Annotated in this window: 9 protein-coding genes; 4 read left to right on the forward strand and 5 right to left on the reverse strand. The window is 65.4% G+C overall.

Going from position 1 to position 23,455, the window contains the following annotated elements:
* Positions 1–37: 37 nt before the first annotated feature.
* The 4 genes from NA29_RS16740 to NA29_RS16755 all read right to left on the reverse strand — a co-directional run bounded on the left by NA29_RS16740 (position 38) and on the right by NA29_RS16755 (position 16,459).
* Positions 38–13,762 (reverse strand): filamentous hemagglutinin family protein, encoded by a 13,725-nt coding sequence (locus NA29_RS16740; protein ID WP_052253004.1) that lies wholly within the window; start codon positions 13,760–13,762, stop codon positions 38–40.
* Between the two features lie 256 nt (positions 13,763–14,018).
* On the reverse strand, positions 14,019–15,017 hold the full coding sequence (locus NA29_RS16745) for a FecR family protein (RefSeq protein WP_052253005.1): 999 nt from the start codon (positions 15,015–15,017) through the stop codon (positions 14,019–14,021).
* Between the two features lie 162 nt (positions 15,018–15,179).
* Positions 15,180–15,755 (reverse strand): RNA polymerase sigma factor, encoded by a 576-nt coding sequence (locus NA29_RS16750; RefSeq protein ID WP_039399710.1) that lies wholly within the window; start codon positions 15,753–15,755, stop codon positions 15,180–15,182.
* Between the two features lie 2 nt (positions 15,756–15,757).
* A complete protein-coding gene (locus NA29_RS16755; protein ID WP_052253006.1) occupies positions 15,758–16,459 on the reverse strand; it encodes an STN domain-containing protein in 702 nt (233 codons plus the stop codon).
* A 375-nt stretch (positions 16,460–16,834) separates the two neighbouring features.
* Between NA29_RS16755 and NA29_RS16760 the strand changes: the two genes are divergently transcribed.
* From NA29_RS16760 to NA29_RS16775, 4 genes are all read left to right on the forward strand, one after another.
* Positions 16,835–17,359: a spore coat protein U domain-containing protein gene (locus tag NA29_RS16760; protein ID WP_039399711.1), complete on the forward strand. Its 525-nt coding sequence runs from the start codon at positions 16,835–16,837 to the stop codon at positions 17,357–17,359.
* Positions 17,360–17,372: 13 nt separating this feature from the next.
* Positions 17,373–18,167, forward strand: a complete 795-nt coding sequence (locus NA29_RS16765) for a fimbrial biogenesis chaperone (RefSeq protein WP_224786909.1) — start codon at positions 17,373–17,375, stop codon at positions 18,165–18,167.
* Between the two features lie 127 nt (positions 18,168–18,294).
* A complete protein-coding gene (locus tag NA29_RS16770) occupies positions 18,295–20,601 on the forward strand; it encodes a fimbria/pilus outer membrane usher protein (RefSeq protein ID WP_052253007.1) in 2,307 nt (768 codons plus the stop codon).
* The gene (locus tag NA29_RS16775) at positions 20,598–21,560 is read left to right on the forward strand and encodes a Csu type fimbrial protein (protein WP_039399712.1); all 963 of its coding nucleotides are present in this window, start codon (positions 20,598–20,600) and stop codon (positions 21,558–21,560) included. The genes NA29_RS16770 and NA29_RS16775 overlap by 4 nt, the downstream gene beginning before the upstream one ends.
* 59 nt (positions 21,561–21,619) lie before the next feature.
* Here the strand turns inward: NA29_RS16775 and NA29_RS16780 are convergent, their stop codons facing one another.
* Positions 21,620–23,185: a hypothetical protein gene (locus tag NA29_RS16780; RefSeq protein ID WP_039399714.1), complete on the reverse strand. Its 1,566-nt coding sequence runs from the start codon at positions 23,183–23,185 to the stop codon at positions 21,620–21,622.
* Positions 23,186–23,455 lie beyond the last annotated feature (270 nt).

Consider the following 23,455-nt stretch of genomic DNA (forward strand, 5'->3'; position numbering starts at 1 on the left):
GTCCATCGGATTACCCTCCCGCATCGGTGATGCGGCCTCAGTGACTCTGCGCCGCCACGGGTTGCATCCGCTTACGCTCGGCGTCGCTCAGGCTACGCCACAGCGCGGGATCGACCTTGCCGCCCATGCCGAGAATCTGCACCGGGCTTGCTGCATCGTAACGATAGCCCGCACCGTAGCGCGCTGCATCGCCGTTCGCCGCCGACGGCTTGCCTTGCGCCTCGCCCTCCGAACCCTGCACCGACGCGCCCAGCATCCGCACCGTGAAGATCGATGACTGTCCTGCGCGTTGGCTGGCCCGGTCGCGCGACACGGCGTCCTGCGCCGCCGCAGCGGCTTGTGCGGCCGTCGCGCTCGCGTTCGTCAACGCCCCCACATTCACCGCCGCGATGGTCGGAATGCCCACCGACTTACCCTGCACCTGAATGTTGTCGGCGTTCAGCACGCGTAGCGCCGCGATGTTGACGTTGCCGGACACGCGAATGCCCGCTTCGCCCGCATCGATCGTGCCGAGCGGCGCGATCAGGTCGATGTCGCCCGGCGGAATCTCCGGAATCGGATTGAGCGTTGCGATACCGGCTCCGGTGTTCGGCGTCGTCGGCGACAGCGAAACCATGCCCATCTCGTCGTACACACGACGCTGCGGCGTGTAGACCACCGTCGACTTCGAACCGCGCCCGGCGTTGATGTCGCCTTGCGCCGACCACGCCAGCACATTGCCGCCGAACGTCGTGAAGATACGGCTCTGGCCCAACAGGATGCTGTCTCGCGAATACAGATCCACGTTACCGCGCCCCTGCGTGAGGACACCCGACCCTTCTCCCGGCACGAAGCCACCGTCCACGCCGATCAGCGTGCGCCCGCCCGGGGTGAGTATGCTCACGCCGCCGCCGAAGTCGGTGTGAATACCAGCGTCCTTGACCTCGTAGTGCGCCACGTCGTACTGCGGGCTGCCGCGCGCAATCCACTGCGCCTCCGTCAGATACTTCACCCCCGGCAAGGGGCGCGTCGTCGACTGATCGCGATAGAGGTTCTCAAGGTAATACGTCGCGCTGCTGTACATCGTCAGGCTGCCGTCGTACGAGCGCGCCGTGCCGCTTTCGTCGTGCGAGGGGAAAAGCGTGGCGATGGCTTCGCGGCCGCGCAGATAGCTTCCCGCGCGCGGACCGTTCGCGTCGTTGTACTCGCGCCCGGATGCACGCAACTCTGCGAAATACACGTCCCGCAGGTACGCTCGCTGCTGCTCGGGCGGCAAGCCGTCGAAGAACTTCGCAGCATCCATCGACGCCGCATCGAAATGCAGCCCGAGGCCGTTGCGTGCGCCAAAGCGCGTGCTCAACCAGTTCACGAGATGCAACTGACTCTGCTGCGCGAACTCAGTGCGCAAGTCACGCCTGGCGACGCCGCCCGCCGCCCCTGCCGACCGGGTGGCGGCATCCAGTTCCGCCTGCTTGGTGACAAGGAAGGCGTCGGCGCCAGCCGCATCGCCCTGATAACCGAACTCCTGACGCAACCATCCGGGGAGCGTCAGCTCGCCACCGTAGACGACCACCGCCTTGCCCGGTTGACCCGCGAACGGTCGGCCAGCGTCCGCGAGATTGGCGGCGTCGAGGTAGCGTGCGGCGAAGCGTTTGAAATCTACGCCATCGAGGCCCTTCGTGCCCACGCCCGCAGCCACGGCAATCGCGGCGCCGTTGCTGCGATCCCCCGGTTTGACGTTGGCCAGCGCGCCCAGACTGCGCAACTCCGCGCGGTCGCCCATCAGGACATCGCGTCCCGCGGTAACTTCCAGCGCGCCCGGACCCGCGACGTAGAACGTGCTGTAGCGAATATCACGCCCGGCCGACACAATGGAAATGTCGTCGGCGAAGTTGTGCACGATCAGATTGCCTTTCGACACGACGGCCCCTGCCGGCTTCGGTTGTCCCGGATTGTTAACCGGGTCAAGGTAATCCGGCTGCGTCGTCCAGCCTGCGAAGTCGCCGCTGGTCGCCACCGCACCTGTGAGCGGCGTGCCGGAATCCACGATGTCGCGCCCTGCACGAATGACGACCGCGCCGTTGCCTTCGTACCAGGTCGGCTGTGTGCCCTGTCGCGGCTGGATCGATCCACGATAATCGATCGCTCCCGTCTGCAAGCCGACGATGTCCCCCGTGACCGAGTAGAAGCGTCCTGGCGACACGCGGTCGTAGACGTATCCTGAGACGGTCGCAGGCGTCAGGCTGAACAGCGGAAACGTGTTCGCAGCCTCAGGACCGTAAAACTCGAAGATCGACGGCGCAAGCGCATCCTGACGCACATTCGTGAGATAGGCGCGTCCCCAGACCATGGTGCGGGTCCCTCCTGCGAACGCGGGCGACTGCGGCGTGGGCAATGCGCTCGGGTCCGCCGCAGAGCGGCTCATCTGGAAGCCGGAACCGTAGATCGAACGCGCCGCGAGCATCTCCAGTGCGCCACCGTCACTGGGCACCGCGAACAGCGAACTGACAGGTGTCGGCGCCAGCAACATCGGCCAGAAACCTGAGGACGGCCCGCCGTCCTGCGCAGTAATGCCGGTGGCCGAATATCCGTTGTAGACATTGCCGCCGCCCGTCGCCACCCGAAGCACGGATGGCAGGACGAAACGACCGTCGCTGGGCGAGTAATTCGTGGTGTCGCGCTGCGCGTCGGCGATAGCCGTGAGCGGTGCGACGTTGCCACCCGCGCTCAGCAGATCGATCGCCGTCGACGGCGTCCATAGCGTGAACCAGCTATAGCCTTCGCCGCTGTAATTCACGCCGTGGTACGAGAACGGCGTGCCGTTGGTGCGTTGCGACGTGCGCGTTGCATCGCCGTAGCCACCAATCACCAGATCGCCACGTGTCTCGATGCGCGCAGCGGAATCGCCCAGCACGAGCGTAGGGCCGCCCGTGGCGTGTGCGAACTCCGCGACGAAAGGATCGATGGCACGCGACTCTCGCAGGTCCGGCGCACCGAACCACGTGTCGACCCCGCCGAGTGCACCCGCCGCGATGCGGGTCGCACCGCGCAGGTTGGTAAACGTGCCGTTCAGGCCGATGTTGCCGTTTCTCCATGCCGAGGTATCGGTGACGACACTGCCGACTGACGTCAGGGCGCGTACCTCACGAACCGGATTCAGTCCACCGCCGATGCGAATGTCGAGGTCGCCGCCACCCGTCAGTTCGATCTGGGTACCATCCGCAGAGATGCGACCGGTGCTGGCCACTGCGAGGTTCAACCCTTCACTGCGCGACGTGGCAGAGGTGCCAAAACCTCCTCCCGGTCCCATGCGCGACTCCAGCATGCCGACGTTGCCGCTCGCTTCGAGCACCAGATTGCCCCCGCCGAGAGTGCCGATACCCGTGAAGCCGAGCAGGAAAGGGGACGTCGAGTACGACGAATAGCCCTCCGACGGACCCGTGGCGTAGGTGCCGAAGTTGATCCACCACGCGCTCGGCACACCGCCCTGCGCGATCGCCGAGCCTGAACCCTGACGCCAGACCCAGTTGCCGACGATGGACGTATCGTTCCCTTCACGGGGCTGTCCGAATGGAAGCGAGCGCTGATAGTTGTTGCGCACGCCCACAGTATCGCCGCGGATATCGCCCTGCGCGCGCACGAGCACGTTACCCCCATGCTCCGGGTACCACGCCGAGTAGAGACTCTGCGCACCGCCATCGACGAATTTTTCAAGCGTGCCGCCCTTCTCGCCGAGGACGTTCGCGTCCTTCACTTTGGCGCGCGCCATGTTGTATTGGCTCGCAACGTTGCGCGATTGCGTGCCCGCCGTGTAGACGCCATAGAGCGAATTCATCGTCAGGTTGCCGCCAGCGAGCAGATCGAGATCGCCGGTGCCGGTACGCAGCACGCTGAAGATCGGCTCGCGCGCAGGCTTGACCTCGACGACATAATCAGGCGGTGTTCCCGGCGTCACGAGCTTGAAATAGTCACCCCAACCGTTCCACATCGCAACATCGTCTTCGGTGAAGATCGCCCAGTCGGCCAGTTCCTGCGGCGTGACGATCTCGCCCGGCGCGTTGCCGTCTGCGCCCCAGCGATACACGCCGAGCGAACCGGTGCCCGGCACGATGTTACGCTCCTCACCCATGCCGTAGTGCGTGTCCGAGAGCACAAGATGACCGTCGCTTGCGAACGGGCGCAGTGCGCGCGGGTCGGCCGCCGTGGTATCCGCACCGGCGACCAGCCGCATCGACCATGACGCCGATCCCGGCGCGAGCATGGGTGCCAGCGCCAGCGTCTGGCCTTGCGCGCCGGTGGTATCCGCCGGACGCAAGTTGACCGATATCGCGCCTCCCGGCAGCTTCACGTCGGTCTCCGCCGGAATGATCGCGCCCTTGCGCAACGCGATATTGCTCGCGAGCACGAAAGACACCGGCATGACAGCGCCCGAGGGCCACGTCATCGCGCGTACCGGTGCGACGGATGGCAGCACGATACCGGCGTCGAGTTGCGCGCCGCTGCGCAGCGTGATCGCCGACGACAGCACCGCACCGGCGGCGTACACGACGTTGCCCGATGCATCGCGCACGGCACCGGCGAGTACCGTCCCGGCGGGCAGCGTAAGGTCTGCCGACAACGTGACGCGCGTCGGCAGACGTGTGCCTGCTGGCAGCGTGACGGCCGCCACAGGGATGTCGTAGTTAAGCGCGCGCTCGGCAGGGAATACCGTGCCCTTGACGAGCGTGACGAGTCCCCCCGCAGGCACGACGGCGTCGCCACCCCAGCCTGCCGTGCCACTGGTCAGAATCCAGCCCTTGTCGTCCGGCGAACTGGTCAGTTTTGTCGTGTCGAAGCCATCCGTCACGCTGCCATAGATGTTCAGATTGCCGCCTGCGCGAATCGTCAACGCGCCCGCCTCGCCACTGCCGTATACGCCAGTCTTCTGTGTGTTCGGATTCAGGCTGACGTAGCGATACTTCGACAAGTCGATGTCGCCGTCGATATGGATGTCGCCGTTGGGTGTCGCACTCACGATCTCGACACCGGGGCGCAGATGGAAAGCATCCGTATAGCGACGCAACCCGGCCAGACGCGTCAGCAATGCCTGATTCGCGACGGCATTGTTCATGAACGTCTCGCTCTGCGCGTGCAACGTGTCGAGATAGTCCTTATCGACGATCTGATACTGGCGTCCATCGACCGACACGTCGGTGCCCGGGCGTGCATTGGCGTCGCGCTGCATGCCATTGACGGTAATCGAGCGTGCCCCATCGATGACGATGTGGCCGCCCGCATCGATGGCGATGTCGTTGCCCGTCGCGTTGCCCGCGCCGTTCGACCCCAATCGCCTGGCGCTGATCTCGACAGTGCCCACGACAACCGACGCGCCGCGCGCGTCGCCGGTCCCGGCACGCACGTCCATGCGTGCACCGTCGGCGAGCACCACGCGGCCATCGTTGCCGTTGATCTCGATAACGGCCCGGTTGGACGCTTCGATTGGCTTGCCGTAGCTGTCCACGCGCAGCGTGGTGCTGTGTGCATCGAGCACGGCGTTGCCGCCGATGCCCACACCGTCGCGCGCCGACAGGCGAATGACACCGGCCTGCTCGCCGCTCGCGTCCACCCAGCCGAGCACATCGAGACGTCCGCCGTCGACCGACAGCGTCACCTCACGCGCCTTGAGTTCGTTGGTGACAACGAGATCGCCCTGTTTGATCTGGAAACTGCGGCTGCCGAACACGCCACCCTGGCCGAGCCGCGCATTGAGTCCTGCGAAGTCATCGATGCGCTGTGCACGCACGTCGAGGCCACCGGCCGCAAACGGCACCCACGTGCCCCCTGCGTCATATTTACCGCTCGCACCGCCGAGCAACTGACCGGCAAGCGACACCGATCCGGCAGTACCGCCCAGCGCCACCACCGACAGCTTGCCTGCCCGGTTCTCCTTTGCCGACAGGTCGATGCGCGAGGCCGCTGCCTGACGGACGTTACCGTCCACGCTGGAGAGAATGACGTCACCGCCCCAGCTGAATTTGCTGACGTCGAAGAAATCGAGCTTGCGTCCGGCGAGGTCGAGCTGTGCGCCGTCGGCGAGCGTGACGTCGCCTTGCGCCGAGACCGTGAGCTTGCCGCTGGGCAGCACGATGTTCGTATCGACGCGCGCCGCACCGCCCGCGCTCAACCCGACTTCCGCACCCAGCGCCGATACCAGCAATCCGTTGTCGAGTACCGGTTTCTGACGGGCGCTGGCGTTGCCCACGCTCAGATTGCCGCCCGCGACGAACCGGTTCACAGACCCCGCAGCGCCCGTGAGCATCGGCGTATCGATCACCAGATCGCCGCCGCTGTAATCGTAGTTCTGCGTCTGCGGGTTCCAGCCGCCCTGCGCGCGGTAGACCGAGAACGATCCCTTGTGGTTTGCCGTTACACGCTCGGCGGCATTGAGTTCGACCATAGAGAAGCCGACGGCCACGCGGTTCATGTCATGGTTGACGTCGGGCAATGTGCCAGGTCCGTCTCCGAATTCGATATTGCGTGCCTCGATGACCAATCGTCCACTGCCAGTGCCCGCGCCGCCAGCCGTCACGGCACCGGTCGGCGCGCGCGCCCCGGACCACACCAGATGATCCGTACGAATCCGGGCGACGGCGTCGCTGGCGCCGTAGCCGAAGATCGCGGGCGTGCCGAGCACTAGCGTATCGATGGTCGATTTGCCGGTCACGGCATCGATGGTGGACAGATCCACCGAATTGAAAAAGTTGATCGAGTCGCGCGCGATCAGCGACAGGTTCTCTAGCGCAGGTGCGCCGTACGCCGTATCGCCCTTCATGAGACGCGTGAGCACCTGCTGGTTGAGTGTCAGGCCGTCGGCGAGGCGGCCGACGGCCCTCAGGGCATTGAGCGTCGATTGATCCGCGACGTTGACGCGCCCGACCGCCAGCGAGAGATTGCGCGTTCCGTAGCGAACAGCATCGGTGATGGTGAAACGCTTGTCCGTCGCCACTGCAATCGTGCCCTCCGACAACAGCAGCGTCTCGCCCGAACAGATCGCTGTCGATGCGCATGCCCCCAGGTCAATGTAACCCGCCCCGGACGTTTCTGTGCCCGCCGAGGGTGGCCGCACCGCCAGACGGCCGTTCGACACGGCCAGCACCCCCGCGGCCCCCGGAGAGTAGACGTATCCCAACGTCGAATCCCACATCGGCATCCCGTATCCGAGCGTACTGATGCCACTGCCCTGCTCGATTCGAATACCGCCAGTCGCGGAACTCGTCACCAGGAACACGTCACTGCCGCGCAGCACCGCGCCACCGCGCAGTTCGATGTCGCCCACGGACGTGCTGCCGAAGGTCGCGCTAGTCGCCGAGCGGATCGAGCCAGTTGCGTCGAACGCCACCGACGGCAATGCGCCGATCCCGACGCGTGCCGCACCGACCGCGTTGATGTCGCGCGCGCCCACCGAAACCAAGCGGCGGTTCGGGGATGACGGCGTTGCGCCGGGGCCGAGAATCTCCAGCTTCCCGCTACCCGCGAGCCCTACGAGCAGGCTCGAACCGTACCCCCCCGTCGACGGGGCAACCCGTGCCGTGCCGTCGAACGTGAACGCAGGACCGTCGCCGATCTTGCCTTCGTAGGTGCCATCGAGGAAACGGAAGTCGAGGCGTTTCGCATCGGCTTCGATGAGCGCGCGAGGCACGCCCTCGCGCTTGGCCAGCGCCCGCGCGAAATCCGAATAGCTCATCTCGTTGTACTGCGAGTACGTGCGCAATACGTCGGCCGACGTCAGCACCGCCTGTGTCGGCGACGCCTGACGAATGCCCGTGTTGTTCACGCTCAACTGCACAGGCAGCGTGAGCGAACCGTTGCGCATCGCCACCGGCGCCTGCCCCGCCTGCGTGCTCGCCTGCGTCTGCAACTCAACGCGGTACGCCCCAGGCATCAGCGCGAATGTCGACGGCAACAGCGTGTAGGTGCCCGCAGGCAAGCCCGGCACGCCGTCGCCAATCGTGATCTGCTGTCCCACGCCCGGCGCACCGGCACCGACATCCTTGAGCACCGGGGCGTAGGCTGCCTGCGCGCCCGGTACGATGGCGTAGACGAGGTTCGACGACCCGCTCGGCAGGCGGAAGGTCGCCTTGCCGCCCGACTGCACAACCTGCATCAGCGGTGCGAGGCGCGCATCGACCGAACCGCCGCGTCCCGTCAGAAACGCCGCGCCGAGAATCCGGCCACCGCCGGAGAGATCGACGACAGCGCCGGGCTGCACGTCGATGGCATGACTGTTGATGACGATCGAGGGCCCGTTGCCTGCCGCCCCGTAGAGGGCGTCGGCACCGGCGTTCAGATAGCTCAGGCCGTCGAGCGTGCCGCCGTACGGCATCGTGAGCCCGTTGGCGCTCACTGACGTCTCGCTGCCGGGCAGCAGTTGCAGTCGCGAGTTGATCTCGTAAGCGAGTTGCGAGCCGACGTTGATCTGTCCCATCGGTGCACGCAGGACACCCCCTTGCCGGATCGTGGGCGCCATCAGGGATAACGTGCCAAAGAGCGAGAACGGCTGAGCAGGCGAGCCGTCGCCCGCGCGTTCGATCCGCAGCACGCGATCCGTGTCGAGACGCGTTTCCACGCAGCAATCGCCCATAAAGCTGCGCTGTCCAACCACGATTCTGGCGATGGCATCCGTCGTCGGGTAGATCTGCGCGGCGGCCAGCGTCAGGTCGCCAGCCGAGTAAAACGCCGTCTTGTCCTTAAGACGCAGGTCGCCTGCGCTACGTAACGCCACGTCGCCGAACGCCAGACGTTCTACGCGCAATGGCGTGCCCGCGTTGGTGACGATGGTCCCTGCCGTGCCGAACTGGAGCATGCCCGCCAGGTCGATCAGCGCGGCGTCGATCTCGAATTTCGCACCTGACGCGAGCCGCGCCGCGCCCAGTGTGCCTGTGCCAGAGCCGGTGTTCTTCGAGCCGATGATGGCGTTCGGCATGATGAAGTTGTCTTCCTGACGGCGTGTCGCACCGTCGAGCAGGACGTAGGGCGCGCTCAGCCGCACTTGCGTCGTATCCGGCGCGCTCCTGGCCAGACCGAGCGCGTTCGTCGTCAGACGCAGACTCTGCCCCAGTGACAGGTTCACGTTCCCGTCGAAGTCGATCATGCCGTTCGCGAGCAGCGACAGGTTGTCGAAGCCGCCCGACGTCACACGGTCGACGCCGATGCGAGCGGTGCCCAACGTAAGACCGTTCTGAGCAGCACCCGGCAGGCTCATCTGACCGGCACGCAGGTCTTTGGACAGCACACTTTCGCCTTGTGTCTGCGTGACGATCAGCTCGCGCGGCACGCGAACCGCGTCGTCGACGTTCGCGCCGACCAGCGTCACGCGGTCGACCTTCCCGTAGACCGGTGTCTCCAGTACGACATTCAGCGTGCCACCCGCAGCGCCTGCCCCGCCTGAGGCTGCCTTCATGTCGCCGTCGAGATACAGCCCACGGCCGGACGCGAGCGAGATCACGCCGCCGTTGCTGCTCACGCGGGTGCGCCCCTGCCCGGGGACGTCGATATCGGCGGCGGTGCCCGATGCGTCGAGCGTCGCGCCCGGGCGCACGATCACAAAGGCGTCGGCCGCGTCGACCTGCGTCGCACCCGGCGTGTACTTCGCGCCGATCTGAATCGTCCCGCCCGCCAGTACCTTGCCGGTCGCCGCCCCGGACGCCGACTGCGCCGTGAAGGGTCGCGCGGCCACATCGATCACGGCGTCGCCGCCGATCCAGATCGAGCGCGGCGTGAGCACACCCTCCGGCAGATTTCGCGCGTCGCCCGTTCCGAAATCGCCTGCGAGCAGGCTCACCGTACCCGACGACGCGCGAAGTCCGCCGAGCATCGTCATCTGGTCATTGGACGTGAGCGTGATGCTGCGCCCCGGATCGACCTCGATCAGTGCGCCGTTGCCGACGCTTATCGGCCCACGTTTGGCTTGCGAACCCGCCGTGAGGGCAAAGTCGGCGCCGCCACGCTGCGAGACTGCGCCCGAGACAGCGTTGCTTTGCCAGACGGGCGGTAGCCAGGCGCTCAGCACACGCGACGGATCGCTGCCGCTGAGGGCGTCGCGCGCGGCCTGCATGTCTACGTTGAGCACCGGCATGTGGACGTCGAGGCGCGCATTGTCCGAGATCACCGCCCCCATTTGGCCCGTCACGTCGTATCGGGAGAAGCCAGTGGAGAAATAGCCCGGCGCGACGACGGTCGGTGACGCCACTTTCACCGCTTCGCCGGGCGTGAAGCCAATGGGCAGGAACGCGCCACGGTCGAGCACCATATCGACAGTCGTCGGCACGCCCGCTTTGGCTACAACATCGAAGGGCACGACAGGCATGCCGTTCGGGAACACGTTTGCCGGCAGTACGTAGTTGGTTGCGAGCGTGCCTGACGAACGCGAGAGCTTGCGTCCCGCCGGGACGACCTGCCCCGAGGAGAAAGAGAAATTGAGTTCGTCGTAGACGGTGTACACCGTGCCGCCTGCGCCGCTCGGTACGGTCCATGGGGCGGCGAGAACCGTCAGTTGCGTCATGCTGAACGCGAGCTGCGCCTGAATCGGCTGACCGGGCTTCGCGCGCGAAATGCTCAGCTTGTAATCGATGGGCAGCACCGTGCCCGCTTTGATCGTGTAATCCTGTAGCAACGTCAGCCCGACGGGCATCGTCTCGCCGGGTGCAAGCCATCCGTCCTGCGCAAGACCCTTGCCACCGATGATGACGCCAGTGCCCGTGTCCAGCTTCAACGTGCCGCCGCCGCTCACGCCATTGGCGCGCAGCGCGCCGTCGAGCCGCAATGTTCCGGTGCGCGTGCCGACGTTGTCGTACTGACTGGCCAGCAGCGAGACATTGCCGCCCTTGCCGCCGCGAACAGTGCCGTTCGAGAGCAACGCAGCGCCTGACGACACGTCGATGGCCGATCCAGCCGTCAGGCGCACGTCGCCCGTGCTCGACAACACCACGTTGCCACCATTCACGAACGGCATGCCACGCAAGCCATCCTCGCCATCGTCGGCGCGACTCCACAGACCACGAGCGTCGAGCGTGACACCGTTCGCCACCTTCACGTACTGCTCGCTGCCGACGCTCGCCGGGTCGGCAATGGGGATGTCCAGCCAGGTGCCGGTCGAGTTGTCCGCCACGCGTGTCAGGATGTTGCCCGCATTGATCGCCCCACCGCGCGCCGTCAGATCTGCACCGATGTCGACGCGTGTCGCATGCAGCCCGATGTCGCCACCGTCCGCCACTTGCAGGTGACGTGTCACGGCGACGCTCTCGCTCGCCAGCAGTTTGACGCCGCCAAAGTGTTGGCGATTCAACCAACCGGCGTCGAGCGAGAGTTTGCCAGCGCGTTGCGTATCGAACGCCGACCCGAGTCCAATGGAGGCCACCAGTGCCTGCACATCGCCCACGTCGATGGTGCGTACCACCGCAGACGGACTGTCGCGCAATGTGAGTGCGGTGTCGTCGTAATACGGCGTGAGCTTGCCGACGATCAGTTGCCCGCTACGCGGTGCAGCGAGTTGCGATTGCAGATAGCCGTCGTACACGCCCCGGTCGGCGGCCTGCGTCTGACGCGGTCCCTGATAGACCGTTGTGTCCACATCACCTTCGAGTACCGCCGATACCCCCGCGATGATCAGACGTCCCGCATCGCGGCCTACCGTGTACCCGTTCTCCAACCGCTGTCCGGGCGCAATAAAGGGCGTTTCATAGGCTTCGGTCGTCCCCTTGCCCCAGCGCGCATGCGTAACCTCAAAGCCGCGATACACGCCGAGCATGCGCAGATCGCCCGGCGCATTGTCGACGCGATACATCTGCCCGTCTTCGCCGCGCAGCCAGCTCTGACGGATCATGCCGGTCTGCACGTCAAGCGTGCCGCCCGCCAGATTGATGAGCGAACCGGCGCGCGTCACGACTTGCGCGCCGCCCAGTTGCACCGTGCCCCCCTGCGCTGCCCATTCGCCGACGCTGTGTTGTGCGGTGTTCAGATAGCCGCTGACTTCGAGCAGGCCGCCCGGGGTATACCAACGGTCCGTCGTATAGCCTTGCGTGCCTGCTGGCACTCGTACCAGATAGCGGCGGTCGATGAAGACGGTCAGGTTGTTGAGTCGCTGCGTGTCGCGATTGGTCGGTGCGTCGCGTTGCTCGTTGCCCTGAATGTTGACTTCGAGATTGTTCGCGCTCATCGCGACTTGTACGCCAACGGCGCCCGACACGTCGAGCCTGGCGCGCTCCATCGCGAGCATGCGCCGGGTGGCGGCGACATTGATCTGCCCGCCGGTGGCGAGCGTGAGCGTGTCGCTGTCGAGCAAAACATCGCCCGACGAGACGATCTGCACGAGTGACTGATCGCGACGGTTGTACAACCCGGATTCCGCCACCTTCGCCGTGTCGGCAAGTAACGTGGAGCGCTGCACGTCGAGCGCCGTGTCTCCGGACGTATCGAGCACGATGGCATTCAGTGCTCCCGGTGCCACGCGCACCAGCGCATTCGTGTCGCCGCTCGCCGTCAAGTGAATCGTGCCGCGCGTGTTGACGGACGTCGTGGTGACCAGCACGCCGCTTTGCTCGACCTGACGCCCCACCAGCGAGATGTCGCCCAGCGGGGCCTGAATCAAACCGCTGTTGCTCACGCGTCCGGCCGTCGATCCCGCGAGGAGGCTCGGCGTGACTTCGTTGCCACGTGTGCTGGAGTTCGGATTGCCGTCCGTGCCCATGCCGCGACGGATGACGAACGCGTCACCGCCTGCGATCACGGTCTGGCCCGAGGGCGTGACGATCGTGCCCCGGTTATGCGCTTCGCGACCCAGCAGCAGCACGTAACCGCCGCCTTCCGTCACCGATTGCGGCTTGCGCGTGTTGATGCGCGCCCCCGCATCGACGACCACATTGGCCGTCGCCCCGGTGTGCGAGAACCCCGAGCCGGTGACGTTCAGGTCATTGGCGAATGTCGGCACCGTCGCACCTGCGAGCGCCGTACCGTAGATGCCGCGATTGAACTGATCGTTCGTCATGCCCACGGCAGCGGCCACCAGATTGCGCGTATCGACCTGCGCCGTGCCCGTGAACTGAATGCCGTTGCGATTGACGATCACGACCGTGCCATCCGCCTTGATCTGTCCTTGAATCTGGCTGGGGCGCGCATTCGGATCGTTCACGCGGTTAAGCACCGCCCAGCCCGGCTGCTGCGCGAACTCCACCGTCGTACGACGCCCGACGTTAAACGTCTCCCAGTTCAGAATGGCCTTCTCGCCCGTCTGCTCGAGCTTGACGTTGGTGTTGCCTGCGGTGTCGCGCGATTGCGCGATGTCCTTCTTCGCATTGATCCAGCCCGCAGTGAGACTGTTCGTGTCGACCTTCAGGCCACCTTCGGCAAGCCCATCGGGAATCGTTTCGGGAGACGCGGCAGCGGCCTGACGCGCCGCCGTCTGCGCGGCCTGCATCGCGGCGATGCCTTGCGCTGCGGTCGCGAGATTGGCGATGGAGTTCTGCAACGCCTGATTGGCGCGTTGCTGCTGCTCGCCCGGGTTTTGCAGTGACGAGACGGGCATGCCGTTGGGCAAGCGTCCCGTTTGCGCCGCCGTGCTCTGCGCAGCGCCGCGTGCGGCAAACCATGCACTGCTGAACGCCTGTTGCGCGTGGGCTTCGCTCCAGAAGCTGCCGGTGGCGAGCACCAGTGCGACGGCGTGCGTCATTGGCGAGAGGCGCAAACGTCGCGCGCCTGCTGTCGAATGTCGTGACTGAACCGTCTTGCCCGTCTGTGCGCGTGTGACCATCTGGAACTCTCGCCTCATTCTGCGCCACCCCCGCAACGCCACATTCCCGATGCGTGCGAATCGGCTTTTCCCGTAGATTTGTGCGTACTACGACCCGAGTGACGGTGTCGCAGAAACGTCGTGACGAGCTAAGACGAACCCGGAGAATGGAGTCCGCAAAAATTTTTGCAGACGACTACGGCAGCGCGTTTTCGACGGCATGCGAAGCGCACCGGCCACATAGCCGAGGCGCTTCACCTCAAGGGAGACAACCGGGTCAGGTGAGAACGAGCAGGCCGCCCGGCAACTGGCGGGCGTGCAGATCGAAGCTGTATTGCAGCTGGGCGATGGCGCGATCGAGCGATGCGATGTAAAAGCTGCCGCTCACGGGCTGGTTGCGCACCTTGTCGTTCATCAGCACGATGCGGCCCGGACGATACCGATTGATCTCGTCGAGCACGACCGCGAGACGCGTCTGACGAAACACCAGTTCGCCATTGCGCCATGCGGACACATTGGCGGCATCCGCCAGCGTCACACCGGCGAGTTGGTGGCGGTCGTACGCCGTCTGCTGCGCCGCGTGCAGCACGCGCTGCCCCATCGGGTGATCGACACGCACCGCACCGGACAGGCAGGTAACGCACACGCGGCCGTCGAGATACCGCACCTCGAACCGTCCCGACGTGGACGAACTCGTGCCGCCTGCAGCCGCCACGACAAACGCGTTGCCCGTACCGTTCCCCCGGCCACCGGGCAGATCTACGGCCGCTTCGCCGCTCAGCAGTTCAATGCCGGGTACGCTGGCGGACACCTCCGTACGAATGCGGGTCTGGGTGTTGAGCGTGACGTCAACTTGCCCAGCCAACCGGATGGCACGCTGTTCGCCGGTCGCGGTGCTATAGTCCGCCTCCCATTGATCGGGGGACGGCCACAGCCCGGCGGGGGGATGAACGATAGCGGCCACCGCCAACGCGGCGCCACCCGCGACCATCGTGCCGAGAAAGGCGCGGCGGCCCGTGCGAACGGCGACCCGTACCGGTGGTGTGCGTCGTCCGAGTGTCTGGCCGAGCGCCGCCGCTGCGGGACTGTAACTGTCCCACTGCGCGCGGGCGGCATTGAACGCCGCCTTGTGCGCGGGGCTTGCGTCGAGCCAATGTCTGAATCGCTCGGCGTCCCATTGCCTGACGGTGTCCGACTTGAGCAGGCGCAACCAGACCCAGGCTTGCCGATGCAGCTCGTCCGGGGTGTTGGCGTGGTCGTCAGGAATGGAAGTCATGTCTGTCTTGTTATTCGATGGTGCGCAGCGCCGGGGCACGCACCGTCGTGTCGAAGCCCCACCGATGAGGCCCGCACGCGGTTTTGCCACGTCCGCCAGTAGGTAGACGGATGGCGAGCGCGGAATCCGCAAACTTTTCGCGGATCGAATTCTTACGCTGCATTACGTGTCGCGCTCCAGTTTGCGCGCCAGATAGTCGTGCGCATGCTTGAGTTCATACTCCACGGTACGTTTGGAGCACCCCAAACGCTGCGCGACATCCGACTGAAGCAGGTTCTCAAAGTGCACGAGCACGAAGATCTCCCGACGGCGCTCGGGCATGCGCTCCAGCCACTGCATCATCGACTGCATCTCCATGCGCGCCTGCACCGTCTGTGCCGGACCGGGTGCGGGGTCGGCCAGTTCGATGAGCGCGTCCACTTCGTCGAGCGGTAAGGCGCGGCTATTGCGGCGCAATGTGTCCACCGCAATGTTGATCGCCATGCGCACCAGATAGCTGCCGGGACTGCGCACCGACGTGGGCAGGGCGTGGGCCGCTTCGCTGGCTTCACCGGGTTCCCCAGGGTGGCTCGCGTCATCCGACGGCGGTGCCGGTTCGGCGTTCACCCGCAGCCATGCGTCATGCAAGGCGTCGCTGGCCAGATCGCTGCTGCCGAGCAGATGCGTCACCCGACGCTTGAGCGCGCCGTAGTGGCGGATCAGATATTCGGAGAGGGCCGGTTGAGAATCGTGCGCCATGCCTAGCGTTCCCGGCGTGCAGTCATGCATGGGGTCGTCGCACCGGTCGCGCGCGCCGTGTTCGGTATGATCAACAGCGTGAGCGGTTGATGCAGGTCGGCGGGCGGTGCGATGTCCAATACAACACGCTGCAAGCTGGCGAGGATGGCGCGGTCGCGCCGTGCGTCGCCCGTGCGACTCAACAGCTCGACGTTTTCAAGCGCACCGCCCGGCCTGACACCAAAGCGCAGCAGTGCCCGATACGCGCCGGGCGCGGTGTCGGCACTCGCGCACAGGGCCGACATCACGCGCGCCTGAACAAACGCCGGATAGCCCGCAAGGTTGCCAAGCCCTCCGCGCTCGGCCGCCCCCGAAGTTGCACCATCGGCTGCGCGCAACACGAACGCCGGTCCGGTATCGCTGGCAATGCGTTGCGCCACGAGCCCCGTACTTTCCAGCAATTGTGCGAGCGCCGTTTGCGCCGTCAGAAACCCATGAACCGGAGATGACTCCAGCCCGTCGACCAGTTCGCTTCTATATAGCGTGGGCAACCGGGTGACGCGGGCGAACTCGCGCAAGGCGTCGGACAGGGGTTGTGCGGGGATATCGAAGGACAGAAAGGCGTCGCCGCTGCGTAGCGCAGGCTGCGCGATGGCGAGCGTACCGCCGCAAAACACGAAGCCGGCAAGCGCGAACGCGCGCAGCGGCGCGAAGCTGCCTGTCATGTCGTCAAGAGTGGCGTTGGCTGGGAAGGCTGGATCTGCTGAACCTGCGCGACGTGAGTTGGCGCGCGTCGCCTTCGGGTGAGCACAGAACCTGAATCGGCTTGAAAGTTACCGTTCGCGCATGACAGACGCATGACAGTTAGCAGTGCTGCGCTTAGCCATTGGCGTCTGGTCGTATGAGATTAAAACGGTCATTTGAAATAAATAAGCTAAGCCGTGACGGTTCGTCACTCGCATGACACAAATACGGGCGCGCGATATACACTGTGCGCTAAGTAGTGCGACGTACTTTGCGTATCAACGTAGTTTGCGGCGAGGGCAGTTGCATTGCCTTGCGCCGCTAGGTCCTTCCGACGTTTTTTCGAGAAACCGACGATGAATAAACCAGCTGCGCGCATTACCGCCCTCCTGGCAAGCCTCTTGCTTGTTCCGCCGCTGCCTGCGGTCGCTGCGGTCTACAGCAACGGCACCGCCACCAGCACCTTTACCGTCACGCTGCTCATTCAGGCCGGTTGTTCGATCACGTCCACGCCGATGAACTTCGGGCAGGTCTCCAACCTGTCGACTGCACCGACGGCGACGACGACCCTGACGGTGACGTGCACGAATACCACGCCCTACAACGTCGGCCTGAGCGCAGGCACCACCACGGGTTCGACGACCTCCGCACGGTTGCTGGCAGGGACTAGCGGCAATACGGCGACGGTCGGGTTCGGGCTCTTTCAGGACACGCTGCACACCGTCAACTGGGGCACGGCGCAGGGCACCGATACGGTGGGCGGCACCGGTACCGGCACTGCACAAAACCTGACCGTCTACGGTCAAGTCCCGACATCGGCTGGCGCGATTCCCCGGCCCGATACGTATTCGACGACGATCACCGCGACCGTTTACTTCTAGCGGGGCGCCAACGATGACACTTTTCCGCCTCGGGGCGGAGCGACGCGCCATGACCGGCGCGGCGGGATATGTTCGCCACATTGCTTTGCGCTCCCCTCTTATCCTCGTTCTTGCCGCGACGCTCGTCAGTCTGCCCGCTGCGGCCGCCACGCTTCAGATTTCCCCCGTCAATGCCGAATTCGCAGCCAAACAGAACGCCATCGGCATGACGTTGAGCAATCCGGGAGACACCATCGTCTACGGGCAGGTCCGCATCTACACATGGACGCAGGCGGATGGCGAGGACAAGCTCACGCCGACCGACGCCATTGCGGCCAGCCCGCCGATCCTGCGCATCGAACCGGGCAGTTCACAGATCATCCGGCTCGTGCGGGTGACGAACACGCCGCCCGCCACCGAACAAAGTTTTCGCCTGCTCGTCGACGAACTGCCTGAACCCGGCCAGCCCGCGCAGAGCGGCATCACCATTAATATGCGCTATTCGATTCCCGTGTTCGTCGCACCGCCGACCGCGCCCGCGAAGCCCGACCTGCGATTCACGCTCAAACGTATCGACGGTGCGTGGCACCTCGAAGCCGACAACCTCGGCGGCACTCGCGCGCAGATCGGGGCGAGCAGTCTCGTCGACGCCGCGGGGAAGACGCACCCGCTGACCAGCGGTCTGCTCGGCTATGCGCTCGCAGGGCAACGACGTGCGTTCAAGGTGTCGTGGCCGGTCGGCAAACCGCCTGCCTCGCCGCTCACCCTCGACGCCGCGATCAACACGGTGCCCACACGCTTCGTCGTCAATATCGATGGCGGCGGGTGAGCGCGCGCGTCTCCGTGCGAACGCCCTCACCTCTGCGCCCGCCTTATCCTTCGCGCCGCCCATCCCGCGCAGCGCGCGGAAAAAAAGCCCGCCTCGGCAACGACAGGCGGTCATATGGCTGGCGAGGATGGCGAGTGCGTTCGCGGGTGCGCTCACGCCTGTGCCGGACGCAGCCGCCGCCGAAGCCACGCCCGCCGATTACTATCTCGATGTCTCCGTCAACGGTGCGGCGACCGGCGCCATCGCCCACTTCATCCTGCGCGACGGACGCTTCAGCGCCGCAGCCGATGACCTGCAATCGCTCGGTATCGACGTCAGTCAGCTCAGCGTCTCGGGCGACGCACAGGTCCCGCTCGACAGGATCGGTGGCGTGCAATACCGCTACGACGCTGCGCGGCAGAGCATCGACATCGACGTGCCCGATGCACTGCGCGTACCGTTCCAGATCGGCCGTGTCGCACCGCGCGCGGCGAACGCCATGACATCGCGCGGCTTCGTGTTCAACTACGACGCGCTGATCGAGCGCGACCGGACGACGCGCGCCTCCAGCTGGACCGAGTTCCGATACTTTCATCCGGGCGGCGTGTTCAGTCAGACGGGCGTGTTCGACACGTATTCGGGGAGTCAGGCCTATCTGCGCTACGACACGTTCTGGCGTCACGACAATCCTGTGGAGATGACGAGTCTGCAACTAGGCGACACGATCTCCGGTTCGCTGGCGTGGTCGCGCTCGATTCGCATGGCGGGTGTGCAGTGGCGCAAGAACTTTGCCCTGCGGCCCGACCTCGTCACGTTCCCCGTGCCCACGCTCGGCGGCTCGGCGGCAGTCCCTTCGTCCGTCGACGTCTATCTCGACGGCATACGGCGCTTTGGCGGCAGTGTGCCCGCCGGTACGTTCGTGATTCGGGAAACGCCGGGGCTGATCGGCAATCTCCAGGCGACGGTTGTCACGCGCGATGCGCTCGGGCGCGAGAGCGTCCTCAACGTGCCGCTATACATCGACACCCGCATGTTGGCGGCGGGATTGTCGAGTTATTCGTTCGAAGCAGGCGTGCCGCGCGCCGATTACGGATTCCGTTCGTGGGGCTACGAGCATCGCGTGGCCGCCTCTGCAGCGTACCGCTATGGCGTGTCCGACCGGCTGACGACCGAATATCACGCAGAAGGCTCGTCAGGACTGGTGAACGCGGGCGTGGGTGCGCTGGTGTCGATGTCCGGCTATGGGGTTGTGAGCGGGTCGCTGTCCGGCGCTACAGGCAAGCGCAACGGCGCGCAGATCGGCGTGGGCTACCAATACCTGTCGCGCGGCTTCTCGTTCGATTCACTGTTTCAGCGGACCATCGGCGATTTCCGCGATCTCGCCACGCTCGGCGGCTCGGGCGTGCCAACGGCCATGGACCGTGTCACCATTTCCACGCCGTTCTGGGAAAACCGAACGCTGTCGTTGAGCTACATCGGCATGCGCGGGCCCGACTTCCCGACGTCGCGCGTGCTGTCGGCCAACGTCTCCTGGCCGGTGCGTGTCTTAGGCTCGCTTAACGTCGGGGCTTTTCAGGACCTGGCGAATCGGCGCAGCTACGGGGTGTTCGCAATGCTCAGCTTTACCCTCGGTCCGAATACCGTCGGGTCGGTGTCGCTGGCCAGACAACAAGGCGCGACGCAGGCCCTCGCCGGGGCCACGCGCACGCCGGACTACGGCGGCGGATGGGGATGGAATGTGCTGGGCGGCGTGAACGACAGCGTGCGCATCGGTCAGGCGCAGGCGCAGTATCTGGGGCGATACGGACAGGCGTCGGCACAGGCGCAGACGTACGATGGGCAGACACGTGTCGGACTCGGACTGTCGGGGGCGGTCGTCGCCATGGATGGCGGCCTGTATCCGGCACGACGCATCTACGACAGCTTCGCGCTGGTCAAGACAGACGACGACGCCAGCGTGCCCGTGCTGCGCGAACAACTCCCGGTCGGACGCACCAACGGCATGGGCAATCTCGTCATCCCCGATCTCAACGGGTATCAGATCAACCGTCTCAGCGTCGACCCGACGGAGCTGCCCGCCGACATGCGCATCTCGCCCGCCGCGCGCACGGTCATTCCCGAATCCGGGGCCGGGGTGCTCGTTGCGTTCCCCGTGCATCGCTATCGCGCCGCGCTCATCACGCTGGTCACGCCGGACGGCGCACCGTTGCAGGTCGGTGCAAGCGTCACCCATCGTGAGACGGGCGCGCAGACGATTGTCGGCTACGACGGTCAGACGTTCGTCGACGCCCTGCAACCCGATAATTCGCTTGTGATTTCGCAGGACAGCGGCACATGCGTCGTGACGTTTGCCTACGATCCGGTCGTGCAGGGCGCGATGGCGCGTATCGGACCACTGGTCTGCGCGCCGCAGGGCAAACCCGCCTCAGCGAGACCGCCGGGGAGAAATCGATGAAACGCTTCGTCCTGCTCTCGATCCTTTTTGTGATGGGCTTGTTTGCCGCCCCCACGGTGCAGGCACAGACCTGCTCGCTGGGTGCGCCGACCATCGCCCTGCCCGCCTTCAGCCCGATCACAGGCACTGCACTGACGACGACTGGCACTGTCAAGGTCACTTGCACCTGGGGCGCGATCAATCTGGTGCCGAACGTGAAGATCTGCGTGACCTTTTCGGGGACGACACCGCGCACGCTGGCGAATGGCAGCAACACGATTGCGTACAACATGTACACCGACAGCGGATACGCAACGCCGTGGGGATCTACGGCCGCCACCGCCCTCTCGACCACGTTCAGCAACTCGATCCTTGGTGGCACGGACAGCAAGAACATCGACATTTACACGCAGATCGCGGCGAACCAGACCACCGTGCCGAGTACCAACAACGGCGACACCCTCTACTCTGCGACGTACGCGGCAAGCACCGTTACGCTGTCCTATCAGTTCTATTTGCTGGTCGCCCCCGCGTGCGGCACATCGGGCTTTTCGAACGGCACCACGAACGGGTTTACCGTGAATGTCACGGTCATCAACAGGTGCACGATCAACGCGACAGGCCTCACATTCGGACCGTCGACCACGCTGAGCAATACATTGACTGCACAAGGCTCGCTTTCCGTGCAATGCACGAACAACGACGCGTATCAGATTCTCCTGAGCAGCGGCGTAAGCGGGCAAGTGGGGGCGCGTACGCTGAAGGGCCAGAACTTTGGCGCAACGATTCCGTATCAGCTCTATACCAATTCGAACTATGCCACCGCGTGGGGCGACGGCACGGGCGGCACATCGACCTATCTCGGCACCGGCACGGGGCTCGTGGTACCGATCACGATCTACGGCCGCATTCTTCCGCAGCCGTCCACCCCGGCACCGGACACCTATCAGGACTCCATCACGGCAACGATTCAGTTCTGAGGACGGCGAGCCGGTGGCGATGGCGATGACATTGTGCGCATCGCCATCACTTCAACCGCTTAGAGCCATGTCGACGCCAAGTCGACGTGTGTCTCGCCCGCGTGTGGCGACGCACCTGCCCCCCGCTCGCTGACGGCGGTCTCCCCGTCGCGGCGACACGACGACGCACCCACGACCCGCTCCAGTAGCGCCGCGCTCCAGTGCTGATACAGCAGCAACAGGCGATACGCGGCGCGCGCCGGAGTCGCACCACCGCTTTCCCATCCGTCGCCTGTCCAACGCCGGCCCCACGGATTCTCTGCGGGACTCAGGCTTAGGTAGTTCAGGCCGTCGACGCACGACGCATGACACGGCACGTCGAACTCGCTGCACGCCACCGTGATCTGGCTGGCCGACAAGTCTCGTTCAGACGCGAGTAAGCACTCGCATAAAGTTGGATGTGATGCAATCTTCGCCAGCAATGGCGTGTCGCAGTGCCGGGCCAGTTGTGTCACATGCGCGGCACGGCGACGTACCGTAGCCACGTCGTCTGATGCGACGTCCGCCAATCGTGTGGACAGCGCCTCCCAACGCTGCGTGAGCGTTCGGGCGTCGATCGTGAACGATTCGGTCCGCGCCCACGTGCCCAGCAGACTCGTCACCGCGCGGCAGGAATCGAGCATCAGCCCGGCCACGCGCAGGATGCCGCGATACTCGTCGGTCGTGGATGATGACCCGGAGAACCACGATGGCACCCACAGACCCAAACGCGCGGGCGGCACCGCCGAGTTGGCGAACGTGAAGAGTGTGGCGACGTCGCGCGCACGCGTCAGGTTGCTCAGCGTGCCACGCCACGATGTCGGCGGACTCGCCGGTAGCAACACGCACGCTTCGAGCAAGCGGCAACCGGCATCCATGCGTTTGAGGATTTCGTCCACCGCGTGATGACGGATCAGCGTCGGGGAACCGAGCGACTGTGTGAGTGCCCCCTTCACCCCTTCGAAGGCCAGCAGCGACCAGTCGGCCCACGGCACGCCAAATGGCGTGTTGGCCGTCGTGATGTCACGAGCGGCGTGCTGCGACGTGTCATCATCGGCGTCTCGCTCTCGATACAGGCACGCGGCAATCACGGCGAGCAACGACAGATTGCCCACGAGCGACATGGCATCACGTGCTGCGCGAAAGTGCCATCCTCTGCGCCCGGTCGCGGCGACGCTCTCCAGCCAGGCAGTGATGTCGGCACCGGTGCGTTCGATGTTCGCGTCAGCCGCAGCAGAGACATCATCATCGTTAGCCTCGTGAGTGGGCGCCAACATCGCATCGACCTGCTGCGTGCTCTGCGCGAGACGCGCGTCGCGTGCGTGCGCCAGATAGAACTCCTTGCGATAGAAGTGCTGACACGGTCCGGTCGTCAGCCAGAGTCCGGCCCACGCGTGCGCAAACGCCTTTGACAGGTGTGGATCGACGCGACGCGTTGCGGAGTGCCCGCTAACGTGTCCATGCAGCTGCGCGTTCAGCCGTTCATGACGCGCCGCGTTCGACGCCCGCGTGAGCCGCGTGCCAAAGTCGGCCCGTTCGGCACGACGGTGCGCCGCGTCCTCGCGCATGCCCGCTGGCGCGATCCCCGCTTCGGCGCGCTCGCTCATTCCCCAACCCGCCCCCCAATCCGGCCCCCGCCCGCTAACCCCGGAACACTGCTGGTACCACATCGCATCCCCCTGCCAGAACGTCGCCGGTCACCCCGGCAAACCGTCGACTATAGGCAGACGACAACGAACGCGCGGCGTCCTGTCGGACGGATACGCGGGAAAGCCCCGGAGTTTCGGCGATGTCACGCGTCGTACGATGCCCGCCATCGACACCCCAGCGAGCACCCACTTACGCAGTTTGCGCATGTCAGGCGGGACAAGCTGACC

It is taken from the genome of Pandoraea sputorum, from assembly GCF_000814845.2.
Lineage (GTDB): Bacteria > Pseudomonadota > Gammaproteobacteria > Burkholderiales > Burkholderiaceae > Pandoraea > Pandoraea sputorum.